A 9,885-nucleotide genomic window follows, 5' to 3' on the forward strand; every position below is an offset into this window, starting at 1 on the left:
TGACTCAACTCTTGATGTCCACAAAATTCTTTGCCGTTGTCACAAGTAAAGGTTTTTCTTTGGTCAGGGTGAATCTCTTGAAAAAGTTTTTCTGTGACTCTATTGATTTCCGATGCGGTTTTGTTTTTGGCTAATCCTGCTCCTAAAAATTTCGAGGCTTTGTCCATATATGTAACGAGAACTCCTAGATGATTGCCTCCAATCATTGTGTCACTTTCCCAATGACCGATTTCGGTTTTCTGGTCAGCAATTGCTGGTCGCTCGCTGATATCTACACGCCCTGGAATCCCTCCACGCTTACTTTTTGCTCCATTTCGACTCTTTCTTTTTCCTCGTCCTTGACGTAGGCATTCTTGATACTTTCCACACTCTCGATAGTTCTGATAGATCATTTGATAGATGGTTTCATGACTGAGCGATTCTTGACCAGCTTTTTTCAGACGACCTGCTATTTGTTCGGGACTATGATAATCTTTCAGTCCTTTTTTCACAAACTCTAAGGCCGACTCGCTGACATTTTTAAAGGGTTGTTTGGCATTTTTGGTGCGCGTCTCGCTTTCAGCTTGTGCTGTGTCAGGTAGATAGCAGCCTAGGGAACTTTGATTCCTTCTTAATTCTCGCTCTGGTCGTGCTTTGATGACATCCGAGCCAGACGGCCATTTGCCGTTGAGATAAATTTCCCTCCTGACTAAGTTGGTAGAGCAAGTTTCTTTGTTCTATGTTAAGATGTTTTCGGCTCATTTTTGGGTCTGATTTGTTTTTGTTAATGATCAGACAGTACCTGATGAGCCTTTCTTTGTCAACTCTTGAGGTTGATGCGTTTCATTTTTGAATTGGCGACACATATTTTTACCTTCCCCATCCCAGCGTTTCTCAGAACGAAAACCTCCTACCTCATCACTAGGTAAAAATTCCCAAACAATGGCGCTCAAAACCCTTTAATTCTGAAGATAATCCTAAGATTTACCCCGAAAAAGAGCCAGAAAGGTGAGGATAGCTAGGATGGAAGTGAAAAGCAATTTTGACTCGAAATTATCCCAGGGGATCGATCGCATTTAACGAAACCCTTACCCTAACAGCATAGGACAAGAGAAGGACTTATTAAGGAGAAACCCAGCCATGAAAATCGGCGTAATCAAAGAAAGTGACCAAGGCGAGGCGCGGGTGGCGCTAGTGCCGGATACCGTCGCCCGTTTAGTCAAGGCGGGATTTGAGGTAATTGTCCAAAATGGGGCAGGAATTGGCTCCAACTTTGCCGATAGTGCCTATAGTGCCGTGGGAGCCGCCCTGAGCGAAAACAGCGAATATATCTATGAAACTGCCGATATTATTCTCAAAGTCGTCCCTCCTAGCGATAGCGAGATCGATCGCCTGAAAAATGGTGGTATCCTCATCGGCTTTCTCGATCCCCTGCGTCAGCCCCGGCGCATTGCCAAATTAGCCGAGCGCGGGATTACAGCTTTGAGCATGGAATTAATTCCCCGCAGTAGTCGCGCCCAGAGTATGGATGCCCTCTCCTCTCAGGCTAACCTCGCCGGTTACAAAGCGGTACTCCTCGCCGCCGTTGAGCTGCCGAAAATGTTCCCGATGATGACTACCGCCGCCGGTACGATCGCCCCAGCCAAAGTGCTGGTATTGGGGGCAGGAGTTGCCGGATTGCAAGCTTGCGCTACCGCCCGCCGTTTGGGGGCAGTGGTGGAGGCTTTTGATATTCGTCCCCAAGTCAAAGAAGAAGTGCAGAGTGTCGGGGCGAAATTTATTGAAATGCCCCTAGAAGAAGATACCGTCGCCGATAACGGTTACGCCAAAGAGGTTTCCCTTAGCACACAGGAGCGCATTTGTCAAGCCCTAACCGAACCAATTAAGCGGGCTGATGTGGTGATCACCACGGCCCAAGTACCGGGGAAACAGGCTCCGCTGCTAGTCACCAAAGAAATGATCGCCACCATGAAAGCGGGGTCGGTAATCGTTGATTTAGCGGCGGAACAGGGCGGAAATTGCGCCTACACCCAACCGGGACGAGAAATCATCGAAAATGGGGTAAAAATCGTCGGAGCCGTTAATCTTCCTGCCACAGTGGCCACCAATGCCAGCCAGATGTACGCCAAAAACCTGCAAATGCTGCTACAGCTTCTAGTCAGCAAAGAGGGCAGTTTAAACCTCGATTTTGCCGATGACATCATTGATAGTGCCTGTGTCACCCACGCCGGCGAAATCCGCAACCAACGCATTAAATCCGCCCTCAGTGAACAGTTATCCGCTTTTTAGCTATCAGGATTCAGGAGTCGGTCGTCAGGAGTCGGTCGTCAGGAGGCAGGAGGCAGGAGGCAGCTTTATTCTCCCCACACCCCACACCCCACACCCCACACCCCACACCCCACACCCCACACCCCACACCCCACACCCCACACCCTATCCCCTATTTCTTTAACCAATGACTGCCCAACTTTTAACCGCTTTAGTGGTATTTGTCCTCGCTTCCTTTGTCGGTTTCGAGGTAATCAATAAAGTCCCTCCCACTCTCCATACACCCCTGATGTCGGGAGCGAATGCAATTTCAGGTATCGCCGTTGTTGGTGCGCTCCTCATCGCCGGAGGCACAGATTGGCACGAATTAACCGTAATTTTAGGGTTAATTGCCGTTATTTTGGCGATGGTTAACGTGGTCGGTGGTTTTGTCGTTACCGATCGAATGCTGCAAATGTTCAAGAAAAAAGAGGCTAAATCATGAATAATGCCCTTACTACAGGGATCGAGTTATCCTATCTACTCGCCGCCATTTTATTTATCATCGGTCTTAAACAATTATCTTCCCCCGCTACCGCCCGTCAAGGCAATTTTCTGGCTGCGATCGGGATGCTAATCGCCATTATTGCCACCTTAATCAATCAAGAAATCCTCAGCTATGGTTTAATCGCCGTGGCGTTGGTGATTGGCTCAATTATCGGCTTGGTTTCGGCGCAAAAAGTCCCGATGACGGCTATGCCCCAAATGGTGGCGATTTTTAACGGTTTAGGCGGTGCTGCCAGTGCTTTAATTGCCATGGGCGAATACTGGCGTTTACTGCAAAGTGGTGAAAATATTGCCTTTGACTCGATACTGATCGCTATTTTGGGTATATTGATCGGCGGTGTCACTTTTACCGGTAGTGTCCTCGCTTTTGGCAAATTACAGGAATTAATCAGTGGCGCGCCCGTAACTTTTCCTTTCCAACAACCCTTTAACATTCTCTTGCTACTCACCTTTTTAGGGGGTAGTGTCTATCTCTTTTTTGATCCCACCTCGATCGATGTTTTCCTGACCTTGGTGGCACTTTCCTTAATTTTCGGGGCTTTATTCGTGCTTCCCATCGGCGGCGGCGATATGCCCGTGGTTATCTCCCTCTTAAACTCTTTTTCGGGACTTGCCGCCAGCGTAGTCGGTTTTATCCTGATGAATAGTATGTTGATCATCGCCGGTGCTTTGGTGGGTGCGTCGGGGATTATCCTGACTCAGATCATGTGTAAAGCCATGAATAGATCCCTGGCTAGTGTACTATTTGGGGCATTTGGTACAGGTGCTAGTGCTGGAGGGGAAGCGAGCGCCACTTCTAGCCTTGATAAATCGGTTCATGCGATCGATTCAGAAGAAGGGGCAATGATGCTCGGTTATGCGCGTTCTGTGGTAATTGTACCCGGTTACGGCATGGCGGTGGCTCAAGCACAACACGCAGTGCGAGAATTGGCTGAACAGTTGGAAAAAAATGGCGTTGAGGTTAAATATGCTATTCACCCCGTGGCGGGAAGAATGCCCGGTCACATGAATGTATTACTGGCCGAAGCTAATGTTCCCTATCCGCAACTCTACGATATGGATGATATTAATCCTGAGTTTGAGCGTGTCGATGTGGCCTTAATTATTGGGGCGAATGATGTGGTTAATCCCGCTGCCCGTCACGATAAAGCTAGTCCGATTTATGGAATGCCAATTCTCGACGTGGATAAGGCACAGCACACGATCGTGATTAAGCGCAGTATGCGATCGGGTTTTGCCGGGGTAGAAAACGAATTATTCTACAATCCCAAAACCTTTATGCTCTTTGGTAGCGCTCAAGATGTGGTAGCACAATTAGTATCACAAGTCAAGGATTTGTCATAATTCTTGACAAATAGGACGGGGTGAAAACCCCGTCTTTTTTTTATCTGATTTTCCAGAGTTTAAAGATAATCCAGAACCAATTCCCCTTTGCTCACTTTTTCGGTAATTAAAGTTCTGACTAACTCTAATTCTTCCAGGGTCACTTTACCATCAGATCTCATAGCTAGGGCGATTCTTTCCCTTTCCCCTTGAGTGATCACGCCATCAACACTAGCCTGTTCGATAATAGCCCGCAACTTTTCTAGTTCCTGTTGTTCTTCTGCGGTTAATTCTGCTTGATTAGGACGAGATATTTCCATAAAAATTTCTCCTTGAGTGATCAACACAAACTTGATAATTTTTTTCTAAGTAGTAGAACCCATGGCAGTTATCCCCAGTCAGCATCAGCAATCAGGGACAATGATTTTAGCAAGAGCTAGACCTTGATTCTTGACAGGGAGCCACTAAACCTGAATAGATGATCGATGATAACTGATAGAGCTTACAGTATAGTAATTAATAGAAGCATTTTGCAAAGAATTATCGAGATAAAGAATGGATATTCGATCGACTGACACCTCGCTCCTTACTTGGACAGGAGATACTTTAGCCCTAGGTTTACCAGAAGGAGCCATAGAGATCGCAGGAGAATTGGCAGAATTAAACGATAAACTAGGGGGAAACCTAGGTGATCTCATCTCCGAGACGGAATTCGAGGGAAAATTAGGCAGCAGTGCGGCGACTCGTCTAGGTGGTGGGGGTCCGATTCGCAAATTAATCCTGGTGGGATTGGGAAAAACTGCCGATTTCGACCTGCAAACCCTGCGTCTAGCGGCTGCTGCGATTGCTCGTCTGGCCAAACAACAAAAAAGCCAAGCTCTGGCCATCAGTTTACCGGTAGTTGGCGATCAGTCCGCCACTGCCGGAGCAATCACGGAAGGGCTGCTGCTGGCCACTCATCAGGATAACCGCTTCAAGTCCACTAAGGAGGAAAAAGGAGCCAAATTAGAAACCGTCGAGTTATTGGGTTTAGGAGAGCAAGCATCTGCGATCGCCAAAGCCGAGCAAATCTGTTCCGGGGTGATTCTGGCCAGAGAATTAGTCAATGCTCCCGCTAACACCGTCACCCCCCTGACCATGGCAGAAACCGCCGAGCAAATTGCCACCGAATACGGATTAAGTCTCAAAATTCTGGAACAGGAAGAATGCGAAAGCTTGGGCATGGGAGCCTTCCTAGGAGTGGCCAAAGCCTCGGATATTCCCCCGAAATTCCTTCATTTAATCTATAAACCCCAAGGAACCCCGAAACGTAAACTAGCAATCGTCGGTAAAAGTTTAACCTTTGATTCCGGCGGTTTGAATATTAAAGGGGCTGGCAGTGGCATCGAAACCATGAAAATGGATATGGGGGGTGGTGCCGCCACCCTAGGCGCAGCCAAGGCGATCGCCCAATTACAGCCAGAAGTGGAAGTACACTTTATCTGTCCGGCTACAGAAAATATGATTAGTGGTCGCGCTATGCACCCTGGGGACATTTTAACCGCTTCTAATGGCAAAACTATTGAAGTCAATAACACCGATGCCGAGGGACGATTAACCCTGGCCGATGGCTTGGTTTTTGCGGAAAAATTAGAGGTGGATGCGATCGTAGATCTAGCCACTTTAACCGGGGCCTGTGTCATCGCTTTGGGGGACGATATCGCCGGTTTATGGAGTAGCGATGAGAGTCTCACTGTTCAACTCCAAGAGGCCGCTAAATTAGCCGGCGAAAAATTCTGGCCAATGCCCCTAGAAGAAAAATATTTCGAGGGGATGAAGTCTCAAATTGCCGATATGAAAAACACTGGCCCGCGCCCCGGCGGTTCCATTACAGCCGCTTTATTTTTGAAGCAATTCATTAATAATACTCCCTGGCTCCACCTAGATATCGCAGGACCGGTCTGGTCCGATAAAGAAAATGGCGTTAATAATGCCGGGGCCACCGGTTTTCCCGTCCGCACTCTAGTTAATTGGGTGATGGCCAATAATTAAGTTATCGGTGATCGGTAAGCGGTATTAGATGAGGAGTATTTTCACTGATTACTGTTTACCGATCCCTGAAAAATCTGCCCCACCCCTCACCCCTATCTCAAGGTCGCGAGAGGACTCCCGTTAAACTGCGTAGCGGTTAACGGGAGATGAATCGCGACCAGAATGAAACTAACGCAGTAGCCTTTCCACTTTTGGGGAGTTTTGGTTCTCGACGTATTTTTTTAGTTGTTCGACAGTAACGTCGCCACAACTAGCCACGAAATAAGCTCCCGCCCAAAAATAGGGTTTGTTGTCGAAATACTTTGCCGCCAAATCCGGAAATTCTTGTCTAATTAAGCGACTACTAACTGTTTTAAGGTTAGCGATTAGTTTGGTCCATGATTGTAATTAGTTGATATACTAGGCAGTAAGTGTTACAATTTAACTATACATCACATCACGAAACTAACGACAGTGATAACGCTTACCTACCAGTACAAACTAAAGGTAAACAAGAAACAGGAACGAGAGATTGTCCACATTCTTGATGTTTGTAAGAGCGTTTATAATTACGCGCTCTCGGAACGGAAAGATTGGTTAAACTCTCGAAAGTGTCTTGCGGATCGCTGTTCGCTAGTTTCTGAGTACATAATTCCTGCGGATCAACCCTATCCAAATTACTTCGTTCAAGCTAAAAATCTAACGGAAGCTAAAAAAGTCTACCCGATATTAAAGACGGTTAACGCTCAAGTCTTACAGCAAGTTTTAAAAACTGTAGATAAAGCGTTTGACCAGATAAAATCGAAAGGCTTCGGCTTTCCTAGATTTAAGAAAAAGATGCGAAGTTTTGTTTTCCCCGCGCTCTCGAAAAATTTTCTAGGTGACGAATACTTAAATTTTCCACAATTGGGAAAAATTCGGATTAGGAAATCTAGGGAGTACCCGTCTGGGTTTGAGCCTAAACAAGCTCGAATTATCCAAAAAGCGTCGGGATTTTACGTTTTGGTTTCTTTCCAATCTACGGAATTAGTTCCCGATATGACAGTAGGGAAGACCTGTTTAGGAATTGACGCGGGAATTGAGAGTTTTGTCGCTACTTCACGGGGAGATTTAATCAAAGCCCCTCGATTTTTGTTGAAAGTACAGAGTAAGCTTAAATTGCTACAAAGACGCTTGAAACATCAAGTCAAAGGCTCGAACAATTGGTTGAAACTCCAAGATAAGATAGCGAGATTACACGAAAAAGTGTCTAATACTCGTAGAGATTGGCATTTTAAGTTAGCTCATTACCTTTGCGATCTCGCTGATAATATCTTTGTTGAAGATATTAACTTCGTTTCCTGGTCTAGAGGGATCGTTAGAAAACAATCTCTGGATTCAGGTATCGGTAGTTTTATTAACGAGATATTACCGTTTGTCGCTTGGAAACGGGGAAAATATTATCTTAAGGTTGATAAAAACGGAACCTCGCAAGAGTGTCCGAATTGTGGCGCAATTACTGGTAAAAAAGCGTTATCGGAAAGAGTTCACCGGTGTGATTCTTGCGGCCACATTGAACCGAGAGATACGGCATCAGCGAAGGTAATTGAGAACCGAGGAAAAAACGCGGTCGGACTGACCGTGTTAGAAAACGCTCGCGGAGGCGATTTGACGGGGATCGACTGGGTTAAACTCGGTCGATCTAGTTAAAAGCCTAAGAACCGAGAATCCCCCGCTACACCGCGCGAGCGGTTAGCGGGGGAGAGTCAATCCCCGATAACTGATAACTGCTAGACTAATTGGGTGATGCTTGCAAGATTAATAAAACCAGTGTCGAGATTAGAATGCAGGGACTTTTAAGAAAACTTTGGCGCGCGATCGAAAACTTTTTTACCCGACTTTTGGGGGGACAAGGGGGAAAGGGGAGAGTACAAGCGATCGAATCTGTTCCCCTAACCGATACAGATTACGAGTTTCTCTATATGCAGTTACTCGATGGAGTGGCCCACGGTTGGCACGAAGGCAGAATTCTGAGATTTTTTGAGAAATTGGGCGATCGAGGTCGGCAAAAAGATTGGGTACAATGGTTAGAGCGCTTTGGCACCCGTCTGCAATCCTCCGCTTCCCTTAACCAACTTCTCGCCACCAGAATGATCCGTTTGGGAGAATTAGCCCGCGCTTTCCCGGGGATTGAACGTATTGGTGAAGCTTCCTACGAGATCGGTTATCAACTCTACACCAAAGAAACTGCCACTTTAATCTGGGAATACGCCGGCGAAGATGAGGCCCCGGGCAGTTATTCCCTGCCGCAACCCCCAGAAAATCTCTTATATTCGGGTGAAACTAGCGATTTTAACGGTGCTGACCCAGAAAATCCCCAATTAGAAACCCTGACCCTCGATGAATTATTTAACCGTCTGCAAAACGATCCTACCCTAGCGGGCCAAATGGCCGAACAATTAGGCATCGAAAATAAGGACGCAGAAAGCATTATTGATAGTCTCATCGCTCAATTTTCCTCACAGGAAGGCAAAATCCCTGAAACTGCCGAAGATTGGTTTAATCAGGGCTTAGAACAGGCAAATTTAGGCAATTGGTCAAATGCGATCGCTGATTGGGAACAGGCCTTGACGATCGATCCCCAATTAGCCTCGGCCTGGCATAATCGTGGTAGTGCCTTAGCCATGATTGGTAACTACGAAGAAGCTTTAAATAGTTATGATCGCGCCCTAGAAATCACCCCCAACGATCACCAAGTCATTAACGCTAGAGGCAGCGCCCTATACGGACTGCAACGTTGGCAAGAAGCGTTAGAATGTTGGCAACAGGTGCTAGAAGCGGACGATAATTTTTATCAAGCTTGGTACAATCGCGGCAGTACCCTAGAAAATTTGGGCGAAACCCAAGCAGCGATCGCCTGTTATCAAAAAGCTTTAGGGATTGCGCCGGATTTTGAGCTTGCCCAAACCCGTCTAGAGGCTTTACTAGGGCAAAAACCGCCCGAAGACGACGGTAATCCCCCCGCCTGATTCAATCTGAACTTGAGCAGTCACTAACCCCGCCCTAAAAGGGACGGGGCTTGCCTAGACCAATTTAGGCGACGCAAGTAGAGACTACCGCATCGAGACACAATCTGGCACAGACCTCCGAATACTTCCCTAGTTCGGATTCCCTCTCAGCTTTATTGGTAAAGCGTTGTTAGACAAGACATCTTGATTGTGTTGCGGAAAGGGACTTTAACTTTACTCTTAAGGATTATCTCCATGGCAAGAGTTCCTGTTATCTCAAAAGACGGAAAACCGTTGATGCCCACCAAACCCAGTCGGGCCAGGCGGTGGATTAAGGAAGGAAAAGCTATCGGTAAATTCAACGACTTAGATATTTTCTATGTCCAGCTAATCGATGAACCTTCCGATAGTAAAACCCAACCGATTGCCATTGGTATTGACCCGGGTAAATTATTCTCTGGAATTGGCGTTCAATCCTCCCTTTTTACTCTTTGGAAGGCTCACTTAGAACTTCCTTTTAAACGAGTAAGAGAGCGCATGGACAATAGACGGTTAATGCGAAGAGGACGTAGAAAAAGACGGATTAACCGCCAACTTTCTTTTAATCTAAGAGCGCATCGACAAAAACGAGTTTCAAATAGAAAACAAGGAAAATTAGCTCCCTCAATCAGAGCTAATCGTCAACTTGAACTTCGAGTCGTTTCCGAACTAACCAAAATCTATCCAATTACCGATATTTACTTTGAGTACATCAAAGCCGATGTTGATTTAA

The 9,885-nt window shown here is 46.4% G+C and carries 8 protein-coding genes and 2 pseudogenes; 7 read left to right on the forward strand and 3 right to left on the reverse strand.

Annotation, left to right across the window (positions count from 1 at the left end; translation table 11 throughout):
* Positions 1-741, reverse strand: a pseudogene (locus IM456_RS05470) (IS30 family transposase); the annotation flags it as partial.
* Positions 742-1,119: 378 nt separating this feature from the next.
* Here IM456_RS05470 and IM456_RS05475 point away from each other — a divergent pair.
* From IM456_RS05475 to IM456_RS05485, 3 genes are all read left to right on the forward strand, one after another.
* Complete coding sequence (locus IM456_RS05475) at positions 1,120-2,268, forward strand: Re/Si-specific NAD(P)(+) transhydrogenase subunit alpha (protein ID WP_287692892.1); 1,149 nt, start codon at positions 1,120-1,122, stop codon at positions 2,266-2,268.
* A gap of 166 nt (positions 2,269-2,434) precedes the next feature.
* Entirely contained in the window at positions 2,435-2,731 is a 297-nt protein-coding gene (locus IM456_RS05480; protein ID WP_002733247.1) for an NAD(P) transhydrogenase subunit alpha part 2, read from the forward strand.
* Complete coding sequence (locus IM456_RS05485) at positions 2,728-4,137, forward strand: NAD(P)(+) transhydrogenase (Re/Si-specific) subunit beta (protein WP_149985512.1); 1,410 nt, start codon at positions 2,728-2,730, stop codon at positions 4,135-4,137. The genes IM456_RS05480 and IM456_RS05485 overlap by 4 nt, the downstream gene beginning before the upstream one ends.
* 59 nt (positions 4,138-4,196) lie before the next feature.
* Here the strand turns inward: IM456_RS05485 and IM456_RS05490 are convergent, their stop codons facing one another.
* Positions 4,197-4,436, reverse strand: coding sequence for a hypothetical protein (locus tag IM456_RS05490; protein WP_002757689.1), 240 nt, complete (start codon positions 4,434-4,436; stop codon positions 4,197-4,199).
* Positions 4,437-4,671: 235 nt separating this feature from the next.
* Between IM456_RS05490 and IM456_RS05495 the strand changes: the two genes are divergently transcribed.
* On the forward strand, positions 4,672-6,147 hold the full coding sequence (locus IM456_RS05495) for a leucyl aminopeptidase (RefSeq protein ID WP_149985513.1): 1,476 nt from the start codon (positions 4,672-4,674) through the stop codon (positions 6,145-6,147).
* Between the two features lie 168 nt (positions 6,148-6,315).
* Here the strand turns inward: IM456_RS05495 and IM456_RS05500 are convergent.
* Positions 6,316-6,522: pseudogene (locus tag IM456_RS05500) on the reverse strand (IS200/IS605 family transposase); the annotation flags it as partial.
* Positions 6,523-6,600: 78 nt separating this feature from the next.
* Here IM456_RS05500 and IM456_RS05505 point away from each other — a divergent pair.
* The 3 genes from IM456_RS05505 to IM456_RS05515 form a co-directional block, all read left to right on the forward strand.
* Complete coding sequence (locus IM456_RS05505) at positions 6,601-7,815, forward strand: RNA-guided endonuclease InsQ/TnpB family protein (protein ID WP_149985514.1); 1,215 nt, start codon at positions 6,601-6,603, stop codon at positions 7,813-7,815.
* Between the two features lie 134 nt (positions 7,816-7,949).
* Positions 7,950-9,134 (forward strand): tetratricopeptide repeat protein, encoded by a 1,185-nt coding sequence (locus IM456_RS05510; RefSeq protein WP_287691675.1) that lies wholly within the window; start codon positions 7,950-7,952, stop codon positions 9,132-9,134.
* A 234-nt stretch (positions 9,135-9,368) separates the two neighbouring features.
* The coding region (locus tag IM456_RS05515) for an RRXRR domain-containing protein (protein ID WP_287712752.1) at positions 9,369-9,885 on the forward strand (517 nt) is incomplete at its 3' end.

Source organism: Microcystis sp. M079S1, assembly GCF_020246425.1.
GTDB lineage: Bacteria > Cyanobacteriota > Cyanobacteriia > Cyanobacteriales > Microcystaceae > Microcystis > Microcystis aeruginosa.

What these genes read in the sequence shown, in the direction of transcription:
- IM456_RS05485 (WP_149985512.1), top strand. Translation starts at nt 2,728, where the DNA reads ATGAATAATGCCCTTACTACAGGGATCGAGTTATCCTATCTACTCGCC.
- IM456_RS05475 (WP_287692892.1), top strand. Translation starts at nt 1,120, where the DNA reads ATGAAAATCGGCGTAATCAAAGAAAGTGACCAAGGCGAGGCGCGGGTG.
- IM456_RS05480 (WP_002733247.1), top strand. Translation starts at nt 2,435, where the DNA reads ATGACTGCCCAACTTTTAACCGCTTTAGTGGTATTTGTCCTCGCTTCC.
- IM456_RS05510 (WP_287691675.1), top strand. Translation starts at nt 7,950, where the DNA reads ATGCAGGGACTTTTAAGAAAACTTTGGCGCGCGATCGAAAACTTTTTT.
- IM456_RS05490 (WP_002757689.1), bottom strand. Translation starts at nt 4,436, where the DNA reads ATGGAAATATCTCGTCCTAATCAAGCAGAATTAACCGCAGAAGAACAA.
- IM456_RS05495 (WP_149985513.1), top strand. Translation starts at nt 4,672, where the DNA reads ATGGATATTCGATCGACTGACACCTCGCTCCTTACTTGGACAGGAGAT.